Raw genomic sequence first — 17,328 nt, 5'->3', positions numbered from 1 at the left:
GCCGTGTCCTGCCAGTACCCACGCACCGATGCCGAGCGCCAGTAGAACGAGCACAGTCCAGACTTGCCATCGCACCGACGGCCGTATGCCAGAGATGGGCCCAACGGCCCCGGCGGCCGTGCCGCGTCGGAGCTGGTGGAGCAGATCGCTGCGAGAAGGGGGCGTTTTCGGAGTCATGGGGTATGCCTTCAGCAAGCCTGTTGAAGTGTTCGGGTCAGTTCTTCAGTGCCTGCGCCAAGCCACGGCTGAGGGTGCGACGCAGCGGCAGTACAGAACCCAGTAGGGCGAGAAGCAGGGCATACGCCAGCACCGCGGAAACCACGGTGGAATCGACGACGAACGTTGCATATACGGCCTGGCTCGCGCCCGACGTGCCAAAGTGGGTACCGTCCAGGAGGGCATGGACCAGCGCGGCGGCCATCAGGGACGTCAGCACTCCGACGATTGCCACCTCGGTCAGGACGGCCAGCCAGATGGATGCTGGGCTGAAGCCCAGCGCCCACAGCGTGGCCAGCTGGCGGCGACGCTTGTCCAGGACCATGTCCAGCGCTGTTGTGATGGCAAGTGCGGCTCCCGCGCCCAGCAACAGGGATACCCCCAGCGCAGCTGCAGTGACCAGACGAGTCAGAAACCCCATCTGCTGCTGGTAGTAGTCCACCTGTCCTACGAACCGGACCCCTTCCAGCCGGGGATCAGCCTGGCCCGCTGCGATCAGCTCGCCCAGCTGATCGGGGCCAGTCAACTTGATCCATGCGGAGGAAACGCCGGACGGCCGATTCGATGCTGCCTGCAGCGCTGACTGTTCTACCCAGATCTCCGACTCCCATAAGTTCCCACCGGCCTCCAGCAGACCCACCCGTCGCCACGTCGCCCCCAGCAGCTCGGTGGTGGCCTGGTTCAGCGCTGGATACTGTCCTGCCAGCGTGGCGCTCCCTAACCACTGCCGTTGACCAGGTTCAAAACGTCCGGTTGCATGAATCGGCGCATTGTCTAGGAGTGCCCAGGTATTGCGATCAATCCCGCGAAGCTGCACGGTCCCGGGTTGGCCATCGGTGCGGGGCAGCCGGGCGGTGGCAAGGAACTGGAGCGCCACGTTTGGCCGGCCATCGACATCACGCGCAACCTGTGGAAGCTGTGAGAGCTGGGCCACTTGCCCCTGTGAAAGGCTGCTGCTGGATTCGTCCACGGCGTTGGCGGCCATCGCCAGTGCGATGTCGGACTGCCCCGTCTGGCGCGTGATGCGGTCAATGCCCGCCGGAATGGACAGCATGACCGTCAATGTTGAGGCGGCTATGGCGAATCCGGTGAAGATCATCAGCGCATCGTGGGGGCGGGTGCGATGCATCGATAGCAGAATGAAGAGCAGTTGGCGGACGTGTCCGGTCGTACGCATGAACGGTTTCTCCGGGGGGTGTCACGGCTGCAGGTGATCGACTGGCCGCAGGCGTGCAATGCGGTAGGCGGGCAGGGCCAGCGCAGCCACGGCCAGTAGCCCCAGTCCTGCGGGTAGCCACAGCAGCGCCCAGTCGGGCACCCGCAGTTGGCCGACTAGCCACTCGACCTGCGGATTCACTGCCGACATGACGGCAATGCCACCCAGCAGACCCAGCAACACTCCCAGTACAAGCTGGGTCCCGAGTTCGGCGCTCAGTGCTGCGAACTGCAGCCGGCGACCGAAGCCCAGTGCCAGCAGCCCCGCCATGCTGGCGCGCCGCAGCGCGACCAGATGGGCCAAGACCGTGACGAACACCAACAGAGCGCAGGCGGCCATGGCGAGCATGACGATGCCAAGCAGATCCTGGACCTGACCGAATCGACCCAGCGCACTCTGGACAGCCGTACTGGGTTCGGCAAGCAACGGCGGGTCGCGGCTGGCGAACTTGTGGTTAATGGCATCGGCCAAGCTTTCGATGGTGGCAGCGTCTCGTGCCGTTACTGTGCCGCGCATGACCCGATTCTGCTGCGCCACGGGAAGCAGCCTGTTGATGTAGTCATAGTGCGCATAGGCAATGCGATTGCCCAGTTGTGCTTGGGTCAGTGGCAGCACATCGATAATCGTCACTGGCATCACGATGCCTGAGAGGAGCTCTGCGGGTTGCAGGCTCATTCCGGCTTTCAGGTTGCAGCGCTCGGCAAGTTCTGCGCCGATAAGTATTCCCTGTTCGGTGCCGCGCCAGCGTTCGATCATCTCCCCCGGAACCCCGCTGGAGCGGAGTCTGGCAACAGTGCCGGAGCCGCCAATGGCGTTGAGCGGTATGACGCTGCGGCCTGCGCCGCAGGGGAGTGCGGTGACACTGAGGTAGGTGGTACCGGCGACCCCGCTATGCCGTTCCAGTTCGTGCATGTAGCGAAGCGGGTAGGCGTCTGCCTGCGCCCGCGCGTTGGAGATGGCCAGACCTGCATTGATGCTGCCCCCCGCCCGCGATACCAGGAATGGATCGGTCAAGGCAGACAGAACGACCCATGCGAGCACAGTGACCGCCAGTGTCGCTACCAGATACAACCCCCTGAACTGCTGTTCGCGTAGGCGCACCACGGCCAGGAAGAAAGAAGCGCTGAGTGCGTTGGCCATGATTCAGCGGTTGAAGGCGAGGTCCACGGCCCTGACGGCACCGGGCTGACTGGCTTGAAGCGACGCCATTGCCGCATGGAATGGCTGGCACGGCTGGGCACAGGATTCGCTCCTCAGCAGCAGCAGGGTCCACGCCCCCTCTGGCACTGCTCCCGTGTCCACACCCAGGGTTTTCAGCAGGCCGGTCACCTGAGTGAGCCGCATGGTCGATAGTGGCGCTGCCTGCGGCGCGGCCAGGATGGCCTTGGCCGCGTCAAGGTCGTCGGCATTGTCGATCCGGGCGACCAGATGGCCTGCTGGCGAGTAAACCCAGATGGCCGGCAGTTGTACGTTTGGAACCGGTTCGTTGGCAGCCGCAAGATAGGCCTGGAAGAACGCACGTACATCCGCTTTCCCTGCCGTCGCGTTCTCAGAGCCGTATGAAGCGAAGGGCAGGCCGCACATCAAGGCGAGACCAGCCGCCACCCCCATGGAGATCTTCATGGTGTTCCTTGCTTTCAATGGAGCGCGATGGCCCGGGCGCGCAAATCTCCCCCGGGTGATCAGAATCAGAGAACGACAATCACGCAGAGATTGGCGTCGCAGATGACGATGACATCGGTCGCGGGTGCGCTTTCAGCTGCGAGAGCGTTGCTGGAACCGAATACAGAAGCAGCAAGCAGTGCAGTGGCAAGCATCGAAGTGCGGATCTTCGTGAACATGCAAAACTCCATTTCAGTGGATGAGTGTTGGACTTCCACGCCCTCGGCGCCTTGGGCCAGTGCAATGTAGGAATGCGATCGATACGACTGCAAGGCGTCGGCCCGCTTTTCGTAAAATTCTCAGACATCGGCGGGAAATCACGACATTTGGCGGCCGAAGATGCCCCTCTGGGAGTCGCCGCTGGCCTGCCCGTGCGGGTGGACTCCGATGGGCGTGCCTTGCCAGGCAGGCACCAGCGTCAGGTTCTGCCCTCGAAAGAGACAGGGGGCTGTGAACGCAACCCACACCAGCATCATCCCGCCGCCACACGCCCGCGCTATGCTGCGCGCCTGCCGCCCGATGCCCCCGCGATGAAGCTCGCCATCCTGTCCCGCAACAGTTCCCTGTACTCCACCCGTCGGCTGGTCGAGGCCGCGCGCGCGCGCGGGCACACCGTGCGCGTGCTGGACCCGCTGCGCTGCTACATGCGCATTGCCGCCGATGGCTTTTCGATGCATTACAAGGGCCGGCCGATGACCGGCGTGGATGCGGTCATTCCGCGCATCGGCGCCTCCATCACCCGCTACGGCACCGCCGTACTGCGCCAGTTCGAACTGATGGGCGCGCGCACGCCCAACCCGTCAGACGCGATCCTGCGCTCGCGCGACAAACTGCGCGCGCATCAGTTGCTGGCGGCCAAGGGCATCGACATGCCGGTCACCGTGTTCGGCGACAACCCCGACGACACCGTGGACCTGCTGTCCATGCTGGGCCCGGCCCCGCATGTGGTGAAGCTCAACGAGGGCACCCAGGGGCGGGGCGTGATCCTGACTGAGAAGGCCAGCGCCTCGCGCGGCATCGTCGAGGCCCTGCGTGGCCTGTACGCCAACTTCCTCATGCAGGAATTCATTGGCGAGGCCAAGGGTGCCGACCTGCGCTGCTTCGTGGTGGGCGACCAGGTAGTGGCGTCCATGCAGCGCCAGGCCGCCGAGGGCGACTTCCGTTCCAACCTGCACGCCGGCGGCACCGCCCAGCCGGCCAAGGCCAGCCGCGCCGAGCAGCAGATGGCCGTGCGCTCGGCCAAGGCGCTGGGCCTGTCGGTCTGCGGGGTGGACCTGATCCGCTCCCAGCGCGGGCCGTTGGTGCTGGAAGTGAACTCGACCCCGGGCCTGGAGGGCATCGAGGCCGCCTGCGGGGTGGACGTGGCCGAGCGCATCATCGCGCATGTGGAAAAGCTTAAAAAACCTTGATATTCAATGGCGTACGGTTTCGTTCAGCTGGCAGGGACGGGTTTAACACCGCTTTAATCGGCCGGGGCGTAGTCTCCATTTCACCGCAGCTCTGCCTCTCAGCAGGATCGGTAATCGGGATGACACTTCAAGCCCAGGCGGCGCAGCGCCGTCTGGGCTTTTTTCTTGCCGCGCAGCAACTTGCGCACGGCGGGGTCTTGGCTGAACATGCTTGGGCCACTACCGGCACACCTAAGGAGGGGAATGTGATGCGTAAGGTTGCATGTGCTGTCCTGTTCGTCCTGGCCTCCGCCAGCGCTGCGGCAAGCAGTGGCACGGCCGGCCCGCTGGATGTCAGCCGCCCGGCCGATCTGGTCAACACCCAGATTTCCACCATCCGCGCCGATCTGGCCAAGGGTGAACTCTATTCCGAGATTTCTGCCGGCGAGCAGGCGAAGGTGAGCGATGCGCTGACCCGCATCCAGACCGCCATTGACCGCAGCGGCGGCGCTGAACTTTCCACCAGCCAGCAGGTCTCTGTCTTCAACGACCAGGAGATCGTCAACACGGTCTTGACCCGCGCCAAGGATGATAGCCGCATGATCTGCAAGCGCACCCGCGCGGTGGGCAGCAACATGGTGACCTCGCAGTGCATGACCGTGGCCCAGCGCCGCGCGTTGCGCCGCGACAGCCAGCGCGACCTGAACGACGTCCAGCGCAACCGACCGTTGCCGGAACGCTAAAACACCAAACATTCAAGAGGCTACAGTGAGAATTCTGGTAATCGAAGACAACAGTGACATCGCGGCCAATCTGGGGGACTACCTGGAAGACCGTGGCCACACCGTCGATTTCGCCGCCGACGGTGTGACCGGGCTGCACCTGGCCGTGGTGCATGAGTTCGACGCGATCGTGCTGGATCTCAACCTGCCCGGCATGGATGGCATCGAGGTCTGCCGCAAGCTTCGCAATGAAGCGCGCAAGCAGACCCCGGTGCTCATGCTCACCGCCCGCGACTCGCTGGACAACAAGCTGGCCGGCTTCGATTCGGGCGCCGACGACTACCTGATCAAGCCGTTCGCGCTGCAGGAAGTGGAAGTGCGCTTGAACGCGCTGTCGCGCCGCGGCAAGGGCGTGCAGACCCGCGTGCTGGAAACCGGCGATCTGGAGTACAACCTGGACACGCTGGAAGTGCGCCGCCAGGGCAAGCTGCTGCAGCTCAACCCCACCGCCCTGAAGATCCTGCAGGCACTGATGGAAGCGGCCCCGGCCGTGGTGACCCGCCAGGAACTGGAAACCCGCGTGTGGGGCGAAGAGCTGCCCGATTCCGATTCGCTGCGCGTGCATATCCACGGCCTGCGTGCAGTGGTGGACAAGCCGTTCGAAGTGCCGCTGATCCAGACCCGCCATGGCATCGGATACCGCATCGCCACACCGGAAGCCTGATTCGGTGGCGGCGAAAGGGGAGCGTCGGCGCACGCCTTATCGGCGGCGCCTGCGCAGCCGCATCATCGTGTCATTCGTGTTGTTGGGCTTCTGCCTGACAACCCTGTTCGCGTTCGCCACCAACTGGGCCCGCATCCGCGTGGAAAACCAGCTGGTGGAAGACGTGATGAACCGCAACATCAACGAGTACGCGCGTCGCTTCTACGAACACCCCGGGCGCAACCCGGAAGTGCCGGTGCAGCAGATCAAGGCGTATGCGTACTCGCGCGACAAGTTCGACCGGGTGCGCGAGAACCAGCCGGACTGGGCCGCGCTGCCCAACGGCAACTACAACCTGAGCGGCACCGACGAGCAGGGCCAGCCGTACGCCTACAAACTTGCGGTGCGCAAGGCCGACGACGCCTGGTTCTTCCTGGCCTATGACATGACCGACAGCGTGCGCGGTGGGCAGCAGCTCAGCCGCGCGCTGGTGTTGTCGGTCCTGGTGTTCAGCCTGCTGTCGCTGGTGCTGGGCTGGTGGTCGGCCTCGAAGGTGATGAAGCCGGTGTCCGACCTGGCCGCACGCCTGCGCGCCTATCGCGGCGGCAGCAGCGACCCCGAGCCGTTGGCGCCGCGCTTCCCCGATGACGAAGTGGGGCAGCTGGCGCAGGCGCTGGACGACTATTCATCGCGGCTGACCGAAGTGGTGCAGCGCGACCGCGAATTCAATGCCGACGTGAGCCACGAGCTGCGCACGCCGCTGGCCGTGATTCGCGGTGCCACCGAACTGCTGCTGACCCGCCCGGGTCTGGACGACAAGGTGCTGCAGCGTCTGCAGCGCATCCAGCGTGCTGAACAGCAGTGCAGCGACCTGATTGGCGCTCTGCTGCTGCTGTCGCGCAACGAGCGCGGGCAGGGCACCAGCAACGTGGCCCGTGTGGCCGAGCAGCTGCTGGATGCACACCGCGCACAGCTGGGCGGCAAGCCGTTGGAGCTGGTGCTGGAAGGCGAGCGCGATCTGGTGATCGACGCGCCCGAGGCCGCGCTGTCGGTGGCGCTGGGCAACCTGATCGGCAATGCGGTGAAATATTCGCAGGATGGCGACGTGCGCGTGCACGTGGGCGGCAATGCGGTGTCGGTAACCGACAGCGGCCCGGGCCTGAGCGAGGAAGATGCCGCCAAGCTGTTCCAGCGCGGTTATCGCGGCACGCATGCCGGCCATTCGCAGGGCGGCGGTATCGGCCTGTCGATCGTCAGTCGTCTGTGCGATCTGTACGGCTGGCAGGTGAGCGTACGGCCGGGCGGCCAGCGCGGCGTGATCGCCACGCTGACGTTCTCGCCGAAGCCGCTGTAATCGGGCGAACGGAAACCCGGTAGGCGCCGACCTTGGTCGGCGCGCGTACTGCGCGCGATGTGACGCGACTGGCGTGTGCGTGGGTGATGTTGCGCCGTTCTCTGCGGCCCCGACACCGTGGTGATGTGATCGGTATCGCGCAGCGGCTGTGCGTGGCGGCACGAATGGGCTGCGGAGTCGGGGCGGTGGCGCTTTTGCCTCGTGATTGCCGAGGCATGCGATGGCCTGATGGCCCGGCCGGGGCAGGTGCCTTGGCCGGGATTGGCGTCCTGAAATCTACCCAACAATCAACAAACCTCTGATGTGCCGCTGGCCATCATGGAATATGCACCGTGTGCCCGCTTCTGGCGGACGGTGCGTGGGGATTCATTGGAATCCGCCGGAGTGTTTCGTTGATTGTTGTGATCCGGTACGCCAACCCGCACCGTCCGCCACCTTGCATCCGCAGGTGGCCCCGCCGTCTGCGGAGGAGCATCGCCATGTCACAGCGCACCGCCTATCCCAACCTGCATCGCCTGGTTGGCGATTCCATCGACCAGCTTCCGGCCGAGATTGCCGAACGCATTGAAGACGTCCTCTCTGAACCCACCGACCTGCTGCCGAACCTGCTGGCCCGCATGGATGGCCGCGACACTGCCGAAGGCCAGCCGCAGAAGGCCACTGGCCTGACGCCGGCCCAGGCCGTCACTCTGGCCAGCCTGAGCCGCACCCTGGCCGGTCTGAACGCCCTGATCCAGATGCTGCACGCCGCCGAAGCCGCCCGCGTGCAAGGCAGCGCCGGCCAACAGCTGCCGCCTGACGTCGTGGAAGGTCTGCTGCTGGCCGCCCGCGAACTGGCCCAGTACGCCCGCCGCCAACTGGGCTGAAGGGCAGGGAACCGGCGGGGTCAGATCCCTTTCCGCAGGAAAGGGCTCTGACCCCGGATCAGTCAGCCTCCCAGGGTCGGATCCCTTTCCTGCGGAAAGGGCTCTGACCCCAGATCAGTCAGTCGCCCAGGGTCAGATCCCTTTCCTGCGGAAAGGGCTCTGACCCCGATCAGGCGTGCGGAAAGACTGTTCAGTCGAGCAAGCTCGACTCTACGCACGTTCAGTGCGCTAGCTGCAGGTACCGCTCATGCAGCGCTTCCACCTGCGCCTGCAGGTCATCCGGGTGACCATCATTGACCACCACGTCGTCGGCGAGCGCCAACCGCTGTGTGCGGCTGGCCTGGGCGGCAATCATCTGGTCGGCCAGCGCGGCATCGATGCCATCGCGCTGCATCAGCCGGGCATGCTGCACGGCCTCGGGGGCGTCCACCACCAGTACGCGGTCCAGCCACGGGTAGGCCGTGCGTCCGCCCACTTCGGTCAGCAGGGGGATGGCGGCAATCGCATAGGGGCTGGGCGCCTGCTCGCACTGCTGCTGCATCAGCCGGCGTATGGCCGGATGGGTGATGGCTTCCAGTGCCGTGCGTTCGGCCGGGTCGGCGAAGATGTGGGCGCGCAACCGCGCCCGGTCCAGGGTGCCGTCGGCCAGCAGCATGTCGGCGCCGAAGCGCTCGGCAATGCGGGCCAGGGCCGGTGCGCCGGGGGCGACCACGGCGCGGGCGGCCAGATCGGCGTCGGCCACCACGATCCCCAGCGCCTCGAAGCGCCGGGTCACTTCGCTCTTGCCGGCGGCAATGCCGCCGGTCAGGCCCACCACGTAGCGGCTCATGGCGGTGCCGTCAGCGCAGCCCGCTCATGACCAGATACTGGTTCAGCAGCGGCTCGCCCCACATGAAGAACAGCCAGCCGGCCAGCGCCAGGTAGGGACCGAACGGGATGGGGGTCGCCTTGTCACGGCCCCGGCTGTACAGCCAGATCGAGCCGATGATGGCACCCAGCACCGAGGACATCAGGATGATGGGCAGCACGCCCTTCATGCCGCACCAGGCGCCCAGCGCCGCCAACAGCTTGAAATCGCCGTGGCCCATGCCTTCCTTGCCGGTCAGCTGTTTGAACAGCCACCACACCGACCACAGCGACAGGTAGCCCAGCAGCGCGCCCAGCAGGGCGGGCTTGGCCGGCATGTACAGGTTGTCGATGCTGCCTATCAGGCCCAGCCACATCAGCGGCAGGGTCAACTGGTCCGGTAGCAGCTGGGTGCGCAGGTCGATGCCCGACAGGGCAATCAGGAAGCAGGTCAGCACGATGGCGCCAAAGCCCTGCCAGCCGAAGCCGAACTGCCACACGCAGGCCAGCACCATCACCGCGGTCAGCGCTTCCACCAGCGGGTACTGGATGGAAATGGGGGCCTTGCAGTGACGGCACTTCCCGCCCTGGATCAGCCAGCTGAACAGGGGGATGTTTTCGTACCAGGACAGCTTGTGCTTGCAGTGCGGGCAGTGCGAAGGCTCCACCACGATGCCCGGCGGGGCAGGTTCGTAGTAGTCCGGTTCTTCCAGAACCTCGCGCGCATCGCGCTTCCACTGCCATTCCAGCCGCTTGGGCAGACGCAGGATGACGACGTTCAGGAAACTGCCCAGCAGCAGCCCCAGGCCGGCCGCGGCGGGGTAGCCGAGGCCGGGATGCTGGTCGAGAAATGCCATGTTTATTCTTATCCGACGACGGCGCCCAGCTTGAAAATGGGCAGGTACATGCCGATGACCATGCCGCCTACGACGACACCGATGAAGACCATGATCATCGGTTCCAGCAGGCTGCTCAGGGCATCCACGGCATTGTTGACTTCCTGCTCATAATACTCTGCAACCTTGAACAGCATCGTATCCAGTGCGCCGGCCTCTTCGCCGATGCCGGTCATCTGGATGACCATGTGCGGGAAGATATTGGTCTGCTTCATGGCCATGTTGACAGGGTAGCCGACCGAAACGTCATCGCGCATGCGCAAGACGGCTTCTTCGTAGACCTTGTTACCCGTGGCCCCGGCGACGATGCCCAGTGCTTCCACCAAGGGCACGCCGGCCTTGAAGGTGACGGCCGTGGTGCGGGCGAAGCGCGCGATGGCGCTGTTGTTCATGATTTGGCCGATGACCGGTACCTTGAGGATCAATCGGTCCATGGCGTGCTGCATCTTGAGGGATCGCTTATAAGCCATTACGAGGCCTACGGTAGATCCGATCAACACGATGGCCATCAGCCACCACCAGGACACCATGAATCGGGAAAGATTCACGATCATCATCGTGAACGCTGGGAGGTCTGCGCCGAAGCTCTTGAAGACCTCTTCGAACTGAGGGACCACAAAAATCAGCATGATGGCGCTGACCAGCAAGGCCACAACAACAACCATGGCCGGGTAGAACAGGGCCTTTTTGATTTTTCCCTTCAGCGACTCAATGTTCTCTTTGTACGTGGCAACCGTGTCCAGAACTGTTTCCAGAACACCGGCGCCCTCACCTGCGCGAACCAGGTTCCTATAGAGCTCGTCGAACTGTACGGGGTGCTTGCTCACTGCTTCGTACAGCGACGAGCCTCCCTCGATGTCTGTACGAATGCCATCGACCATCTTCTTCATGCGGGGGTTCTTGTGCCCGCTGCCGATGATCTCGAGTGCCGAAACGATCGGCACACCGGACTTCATCATGGTCGCCATCTGGCGACTGAAGAAGGCAATGTCCTTCGCACCGACCGGCTTTCCGGCGGCGCCAAAGATGGACTTGGGCTTTGGCTTCACTTGACCAGGGTTGATCCCCTGCCGACGCAACTCCGCCCGGAGCATGTTGGCGCTCTTCGCCAACTGCTCTCCCTTCATCTTCACACCTCGCTTGTCGGTCCCCTCCCAGACAAACGGCTGCAGCTCCATCGTGGCGCGGGCCACGGGCTCTTTCTTGATCGCACTGCGACTGACAGACATGTAGGCTCCCCGGCCCGCCATCCCCAGGCGGGCATCCAGTGTCCGATGTTAGCGGGTTAAACGCCATCTGGGCAGCGGGCAGGCCGACCGGAATGCGAATTCGTGCCGACCGCCGACCAAAGGTGACGCACTGCGTCACATTGCCGCCTCCGTCGCAGAATGCTCACCGGGGGGTTCCCATCCGCGAAATAGCTGCCATCATTGGCACCGGGGAAATTCAGGGGGAGGCGTGCCGGGGTTGGCACGCAACCTGCGTTGATCCACCCGCAGGGCACAGGACCCGCTCACCCGGCCGCTGGCTGGACCGCTCCTGGGCACTGACATCAACCACCACTATCTTGGGGATGTACGAATATGAAGAACCAGAAGGGCTTCACCCTTATCGAACTGATGATCGTTGTCGCGATCATTGCCATCCTGGCCGCCATCGCTCTGCCGGCGTACAGTGACTACACCAAGAAGGCCAAGGTCTCTGAAGTAATCCTGGCCGCTTCCGCCGTGCGTACCGCTGTTTCGGAGTACGCAGCTGGTTCGGGCGCTCTGCCGCCGGCCTCCTGGACTCCGGAAGTGCAGAAGTCTGACTTCGTGTCTGGCGTAACCTGGGACGGCAGCACCATCACCGCGTCCTCGACCGTTCCGGGCGCCACCGGCGACATCACTCTGAAAGCCAGCCTGAAGTCGAACTCGCAGGTCACCTGGGTCTGCGGTGGCACCGTCGAGAAGAAGTATCGTCCGGGCACCTGCCAGGGCTAATCTGCTCTGCAATTGCCATGGCATGAACGGGGAGGCTTTTGCCTCCCCGTTTTCGTTTTGATTGTTATTTCATTGAGCTGGTTGCATAGAGCCTCAGTGGATTTGAAGGTGCTTGGGATTGCCCATGTATGCAGTTTCTTTCGTATGGACCGGGATGTGGCTGATCCTCCAGATCGTGCTGCTTTATCAGCGGCAGTATGAACTGATCAATGGACTCCCACAGGCGGGTAGTAGCGGACTTGCGGGGTTTCCCTTGTCCATCGCCATTGCTGGAATGGCCCCTTACTTCATCGTGATGCTGCTCTTGCACGTCGCTTTTGCTTGGGCAAATGCTTCCGCGTTCAACGCGTTACTGTCCCCACGCTTGAGAGCTGGGCGGCGCCTTCCCGCGCTTCTCATTCAATTGTTTCTGGTCTCAATGACGATCTCGTTCGTCGCGGCCTGGTTGTACCCGGAGTCCGTGGCGGGGGATGCGCTGGGACTCGTGCTCCTCCGCGCGAGTGCTCGCACAACTGCGATAGCGCTTGCGCTTGTCTGCATTGCCTACTTCTCGACTTGGTTGGTCATTGGTTGCCGACGATCGGGCTGGATGCGAGCAGGACTCGCTTCCGTTGTGGCTCTGGCACTGCTTCCGGCATTAAATGCCTTTCCCGGACGCGGGCGTGCCCCGTCCGTGCAGAAGCCGGACGTGATCATCGTTGGAATTGACTCCCTTCGCCCTGATCATCTGCACCGGAACCACGCCCCATTCCGAATCATGCCTAACTTGGAGGCAGTGCTTGATCGGTCTGTGATTTTTGAAGACACGTTGACTCCGCAGCCGCATACATCTCCGGCCACCATGAGCGTGCTGACCGGTCAGTGGCCCGCTCATAGCGGCGCCCGCGGGAACCTCTTTCCCGTCAATACTGCCTTGACCTCGAAGAGTATGGCATTTGCCTTTGATGCGGCTGGCTATGACACTGTCTTTGCGATGGATGAGACGCGATTTGCGAACATTGATCAGGCCTTTGGATTCCAGCGCATTCTGTCTCCAAGGATGGGCGTGAGCGAAATGCTGTTGGGCGTGCTTGGCGACAATGTATTGAGCAACTTGATGATGGCTGCACCTGTGTCGCGATTGCTGACTCCAAATGTGTACGGGAATCGAGCACATGCATCTGTGTACCGACCTGAGGCGTTCAGTCGTCTGCTCAGTCGAGGTGTGCGGCAGACTCCCGCTGACAAGCCGCTTTTCATGTATGTGCATTTCTGCATGGGGCATTGGCCTTACGAGCCAATCGGCTTTTTTGAGCATGATCAGTTCGAAAAACTACCCGCAGGGCAGTTTCAGGACTCGAATCATGATTACCTTCGCGCAATTTCGACGGCCGACCGCCAAGCAGGAAGGCTTCTGGATGACCTGCGCAGAGCGGGGCGGCTGGATAATGCGATCGTGGTCCTGATGTCTGACCATGGCGAAGACTTCGACATGAGCAAGGATGTATGGCCGCCCGGCGAGGTAGAGGTTCCAGGTGGCATCGTCAATGGGCATGGTGGGTCCGCTATTCGTTCCCCTCAGACTTCAGTGCTGCTTTCATTCGCCGGATTCGGAAGGCAGTCCATTGCCGCTGCCGTGCGTACAGAGCCCGCGAGCTTGATTGACATCGCGCCGACGCTGATTAGCAGGGCGGGGGTGCGGGACCATGTGGCGCGCGATGGTTACAATTTACTGGATGACGGAGTTACGATGCCCGGCAGGCGGTTGCGCTTTGTCGAGTCATCATACTTTCCGGGCTCGTTGCGTAAGTCGAGCATTGACGAAGCTGCAGTCTTGCGAGAGATGGCGTCCATGTATCAGGTCAACGATCTCGGGCGTGTCGAGGTGAAGCCGAAGTGGAAAGACTTTCAGATCAGCCGCAGGCAGCGAGCTGTTTATCTGGATGGCTGGGTGTTGATGGCCGCAGAGATTCCGGAAGATGGGCTGCTCCTGATTAATCGCGCAGACCAGAAAGGCTGGAAGCTCAAGGATGCGCCGGAGCAGGCCCCTGTACAGGAACTCCGCAAGGCATGGTGTGAACATTGGAGCATGGATGACACTGCGGCTCTGTTCTGCGGATCCGATGTTGCAATGCTCAGTGCGGGTCCAACTACGGCCAGTCTGCTGCACTAGCTGTAACATGGGTGGAGTGTTGTTTAGATTGCAGTGCTGATCGCCTAGTCCAGACAGCCCGTGTCCGTTTCGGCGGCATCGTTCATCACCAGATCGGAAGCTTCCATGAATACAGCCACCACCGCCAATCTCGTCGGCATCACCGGCCTGGCCCGTCGCCTTGTGCAGGACGGCGCCCTGGACGAAGCCGGCGCCCGCGATGCCATGGCCAAGGCGACGGCCGCCAAACAGCCGCTGCCGAGCTGGTTCGCACAGAACAAGGTGGTGGGGGCCGCCCAGCTGGCAGCGGCCAATTCGGTTGAGTTCGGCATGCCGCTGTTCGACGTATCCACGTTCGACAGCAGCCAGAACGCCATGAGCCTGGTCAGCGAGGAGTTGCTACGCAAACACAACGTGTTGCCGCTGTTCAAGCGCGGCGGCAAGCTGTTCGTGGGTACCAGCAACCCCACCCATTCGCTGGATGAGATCAAGTTCCACACCAACCTGGTGGTGGAGCCGATCCTGGTCGATGAAGACCAGATCCGCCGCACCCTGGAGCAGTGGCATTCCAGCCACGACACTCTGGGCGATTCGTTGGGGGGCGACGATGATGCGTTGGCCAACCTTGATATCAGCGGTGGTGAAGAAGATGCCGCAGCCGGCGACAGCGGCGTAGACGCCAAGGGCGACGACACCCCGGTGGTGAAGTTCGTCAACAAGGTGCTGGTCGATGCGATCCGCAAGGGCGCCTCGGACATCCACTTCGAGCCCTACGAAGACGACTACCGCGTGCGCCTGCGCATCGATGGTCTGCTGAAGATGGTGGCGCGCGCGCCGGTGAAGTTGAACCAGCGCATCGCCGCCCGCCTGAAGGTGATGGCGCAGCTGGATATCGCCGAAAAGCGCGTGCCGCAGGACGGTCGCATCAAGCTGAACCTGTCCAAGAGCAAGCAGATCGACTTCCGCGTCAGCACGCTGCCGACCCTGTTCGGCGAAAAGGTGGTGCTGCGTATCCTGGACGGCAGCGCGGCCAAGCTGGGTATCGACAAGCTGGGTTACGAGCCGGACCAGCAGAAGCTGTTCCTGGAAGCCATCCACAAGCCCTACGGCATGGTGCTGGTGACCGGCCCGACCGGTTCGGGTAAGACGGTTTCGCTGTATACCGCGCTGGGCATCCTGAACGATGAAACGCGCAATATCTCCACCGCCGAAGACCCGGTGGAAATCCGTCTGCCCGGCGTCAACCAGGTGCAGCAGAACAACAAGCGCGGCATGACCTTTGCGGCGGCCCTGCGCTCGTTCCTGCGACAGGATCCGGACATCATCATGGTGGGCGAAATCCGCGATCTGGAAACGGCGGAAATCGCGATCAAGGCGGCGCAGACCGGTCACATGGTGCTGTCCACGCTGCATACCAACGATGCGCCGCAGACCATCGCGCGTCTGATGAACATGGGCATTGCCCCGTACAACATCACCAGTTCGGTCACCCTGGTGATCGCGCAGCGTCTGGCGCGCCGGCTGTGCAACAACTGCAAGCGTCCGGCTGAACTGCCGGCACACGCGCTGCTGGCCGAAGGCTTCACCCAGGCACAGTTGGATGCGGGCATCCAGCTGCATGAAGCCGTGGGCTGCGATGAATGCACCGAGGGCTACAAGGGCCGTACCGGCCTGTACCAGGTGATGCCGATGACCGACGAAATTTCCACCATCGTGCTGGCCGGCGGCAACGCCCTGCAGATTGCCGAAGCCGCGCAGGCGATCGGCGTGAATGATCTGCGCCAGTCGGCCCTGAAGAAGGTGGCGGCGGGTGTGACCAGCCTGGCTGAGATCAACCGCGTTACCAAGGATTGACGCGGTTGGCCCGGTAGATCCACGCCACGCGTGGATAACGCAAGCCCAATGGGGTCAGAGCCCTTTCCTGCGGAAAGGGATCCGACCCCGGGGCCTTCCGGCCCTTATTCCATTCCCAGCTTTTTCAGCTTGTAGCGCAGCGCGCGGAAGGTGATACCCAGCTGCGCGGCAGTGCGGGTCTTGTTCCAGCGGTTCTCTTCCAGCGCACGCTGGATGGCGCTGCGTTCCAGCTGCTCGATGTACGAGGGCAGGGCGGCATTGCCGGGCTGCAGGTCGGCCACGGCTTCGGCCACTACGGCCGGTTGGCCACCCGCGGCGGTGCGCGGGGCGTGCTGCGGCAGGCGCAGGTCGTCGGCGCCAATGCGGTCTTCTTCGGCCAGTGCCAGGGCGCGTTCCAGGATGTTTTCCAGTTCGCGCACGTTGCCAGGGAAGCCGTACTGGGCCAGTGCGTCCAGCGCCGACGGTGCCAGCAGCGGGGTGCCACGGCCGTGGCTGCGGGCCAGCCGTGCCAGGATGGAGCCGGCCAGGTCGGGCAGGTCCTGGCGGCGCTCGCGCAGCGGCGGCACCTTCAGTTCGATCACGTTGATGCGGTAGTACAGGTCGTGGCGGAAGCGGCCGTCTTCGACCAGCTCGGCCAGGTCCTTGTGGGTGGCCGACAGGATGCGCACGTCCACCGGTTCTTCGTTCGACGCGCCCACCGCGCGCACCGATTTTTCCTGGATCGCGCGCAGCAGCTTCACCTGCATCTGCAGCGGCAGTTCGGCCACTTCGTCCAGGAACAGGGTGCCGCCATGGGCGGCCTGGAACAGGCCCGGCTTGTCGGCGTGGGCGCCACTGAAGCTGCCCTTGCGGTGGCCGAAGAACTCGCTTTCCATCAGCTCGCTGGGAATGGCGCCGCAGTTCACCGGCACGAACGGGCCGGCCGCGCGGGCGCCCTGGGCGTGGATGGTGCGTGCCACCAGTTCCTTGCCCACGCCCGATTCGCCCAGGATGTAGACCGGGGCCTGGCTGCGGGCCACTTTGCCGATGGTGGTGCGCAGCACGTCCATGGCCGGCGAACTGCCCAGCAGGCGCGCGGCTTGTTCGGCGGCCGGGCCGGTAGCAGGGCGCTCGGCGTTGTTCAGTTCCAGCGCGTGCTTCACCAGCCCGCGCAGCACCGAAATATCCACCGGCTTGCTGACGAAATCGAAGGCGCCTGCCTTCAGCGCTTCCACCGCAAGATCCATGCTGCCGAAGGCGGTGATCATCGCCACGGGGGTGCGCGGGTAGTGGTGGGCGATCTCGCTCACCAGCTCGATGCCGTTGCCATCGGGCAGGCGCATGTCGGTAATGCACAGATCGTAGGGATTGCTGGCCAGCAGCTCGCGCGCTTCAGCAAGGTTGGCGGCGGTGCTGATGCGCAGGCCCATGCGGCCAAGGGTCAGCACCAGCAGTTCGCGGATGTCGCGTTCATCGTCGACGATGAGAGCGCTGCGGGTTTCGTTCATGGGCG

16 protein-coding genes are annotated in these 17,328 nt (G+C 63.5%); 8 read left to right on the top strand and 8 right to left on the bottom strand.

The window, feature by feature from the left end; translation table 11 throughout:
* Positions 1–214: 214 nt before the first annotated feature.
* From C1933_RS15525 to C1933_RS20145, 4 genes are all read right to left on the bottom strand, one after another.
* On the bottom strand, positions 215–1,393 hold the full coding sequence (locus C1933_RS15525) for an FtsX-like permease family protein (RefSeq protein ID WP_108753973.1): 1,179 nt from the start codon (positions 1,391–1,393) through the stop codon (positions 215–217).
* Positions 1,394–1,414: 21 nt separating this feature from the next.
* A complete protein-coding gene (locus C1933_RS15520; protein ID WP_108753972.1) occupies positions 1,415–2,572 on the bottom strand; it encodes an FtsX-like permease family protein in 1,158 nt (385 codons plus the stop codon).
* 3 nt (positions 2,573–2,575) lie between these two features.
* Positions 2,576–3,055 (bottom strand): hypothetical protein, encoded by a 480-nt coding sequence (locus C1933_RS15515; RefSeq protein WP_108753971.1) that lies wholly within the window; start codon positions 3,053–3,055, stop codon positions 2,576–2,578.
* Between the two features lie 65 nt (positions 3,056–3,120).
* Complete coding sequence (locus C1933_RS20145) at positions 3,121–3,273, bottom strand: hypothetical protein (protein WP_159094007.1); 153 nt, start codon at positions 3,271–3,273, stop codon at positions 3,121–3,123.
* Between the two features lie 351 nt (positions 3,274–3,624).
* Between C1933_RS20145 and rimK the strand changes: the two genes are divergently transcribed.
* The 5 genes from rimK (at position 3,625) to C1933_RS15490 (ending at position 8,127) form a co-directional block, all read left to right on the top strand.
* Positions 3,625–4,503: a 30S ribosomal protein S6--L-glutamate ligase gene (gene rimK / locus C1933_RS15510; RefSeq protein WP_108753970.1), complete on the top strand. Its 879-nt coding sequence runs from the start codon at positions 3,625–3,627 to the stop codon at positions 4,501–4,503.
* Positions 4,504–4,622: 119 nt separating this feature from the next.
* Positions 4,623–5,225: a hypothetical protein gene (locus tag C1933_RS15505; protein ID WP_159094006.1), complete on the top strand. Its 603-nt coding sequence runs from the start codon at positions 4,623–4,625 to the stop codon at positions 5,223–5,225.
* Positions 5,226–5,250: 25 nt separating this feature from the next.
* The gene (locus C1933_RS15500) at positions 5,251–5,928 is read left to right on the top strand and encodes a response regulator transcription factor (RefSeq protein WP_005410804.1); all 678 of its coding nucleotides are present in this window, start codon (positions 5,251–5,253) and stop codon (positions 5,926–5,928) included.
* The gene (locus C1933_RS15495; RefSeq protein ID WP_108750905.1) at positions 5,891–7,261 is read left to right on the top strand and encodes a HAMP domain-containing sensor histidine kinase; all 1,371 of its coding nucleotides are present in this window, start codon (positions 5,891–5,893) and stop codon (positions 7,259–7,261) included. Before C1933_RS15500 ends, C1933_RS15495 begins: the two co-directional genes overlap by 38 nt.
* A gap of 479 nt (positions 7,262–7,740) precedes the next feature.
* Entirely contained in the window at positions 7,741–8,127 is a 387-nt protein-coding gene (locus C1933_RS15490; protein ID WP_108753968.1) for a hypothetical protein, read from the top strand.
* A gap of 220 nt (positions 8,128–8,347) precedes the next feature.
* Here the strand turns inward: C1933_RS15490 and coaE are convergent, their stop codons facing one another.
* Genes coaE through C1933_RS15475 form a run of 3 tightly spaced genes read right to left on the bottom strand, consistent with a single transcriptional unit; the run spans position 8,348 to position 11,098 of the window.
* Entirely contained in the window at positions 8,348–8,956 is a 609-nt protein-coding gene (coaE, locus tag C1933_RS15485; RefSeq protein ID WP_108753967.1) for a dephospho-CoA kinase, read from the bottom strand.
* Positions 8,957–8,966: 10 nt separating this feature from the next.
* On the bottom strand, positions 8,967–9,830 hold the full coding sequence (locus C1933_RS15480) for an A24 family peptidase (RefSeq protein WP_108753966.1): 864 nt from the start codon (positions 9,828–9,830) through the stop codon (positions 8,967–8,969).
* 8 nt (positions 9,831–9,838) lie between these two features.
* Positions 9,839–11,098 carry a type II secretion system F family protein gene (locus tag C1933_RS15475; RefSeq protein ID WP_108754866.1) on the bottom strand — a complete coding sequence of 420 codons (1,260 nt, stop codon included), beginning with the start codon at positions 11,096–11,098 and terminating at the stop codon, positions 9,839–9,841.
* A 354-nt stretch (positions 11,099–11,452) separates the two neighbouring features.
* Here C1933_RS15475 and C1933_RS15470 point away from each other — a divergent pair, with 354 nt between their 5' ends.
* The 3 genes from C1933_RS15470 (at position 11,453) to pilB (ending at position 15,836) form a co-directional block, all read left to right on the top strand.
* Entirely contained in the window at positions 11,453–11,851 is a 399-nt protein-coding gene (locus C1933_RS15470; RefSeq protein WP_108753965.1) for a prepilin-type N-terminal cleavage/methylation domain-containing protein, read from the top strand.
* Positions 11,852–12,005: 154 nt separating this feature from the next.
* A complete protein-coding gene (locus tag C1933_RS15465) occupies positions 12,006–14,003 on the top strand; it encodes a sulfatase-like hydrolase/transferase (RefSeq protein WP_159094005.1) in 1,998 nt (665 codons plus the stop codon).
* 105 nt (positions 14,004–14,108) lie between these two features.
* Positions 14,109–15,836 carry a type IV-A pilus assembly ATPase PilB gene (gene pilB / locus C1933_RS15460; protein ID WP_108753963.1) on the top strand — a complete coding sequence of 576 codons (1,728 nt, stop codon included), beginning with the start codon at positions 14,109–14,111 and terminating at the stop codon, positions 15,834–15,836.
* Positions 15,837–15,940: 104 nt separating this feature from the next.
* Here the strand turns inward: pilB and C1933_RS15455 are convergent, their stop codons facing one another.
* Positions 15,941–17,323: a sigma-54 dependent transcriptional regulator gene (locus C1933_RS15455; RefSeq protein WP_108753962.1), complete on the bottom strand. Its 1,383-nt coding sequence runs from the start codon at positions 17,321–17,323 to the stop codon at positions 15,941–15,943.
* Positions 17,324–17,328: the final 5 nt, after the last annotated feature.

It is taken from the genome of Stenotrophomonas sp. ZAC14D2_NAIMI4_6 (assembly GCF_003086875.1).
Lineage (GTDB): Bacteria > Pseudomonadota > Gammaproteobacteria > Xanthomonadales > Xanthomonadaceae > Stenotrophomonas.
This window is presented reverse-complemented; position numbering and strand designations above follow the sequence as displayed.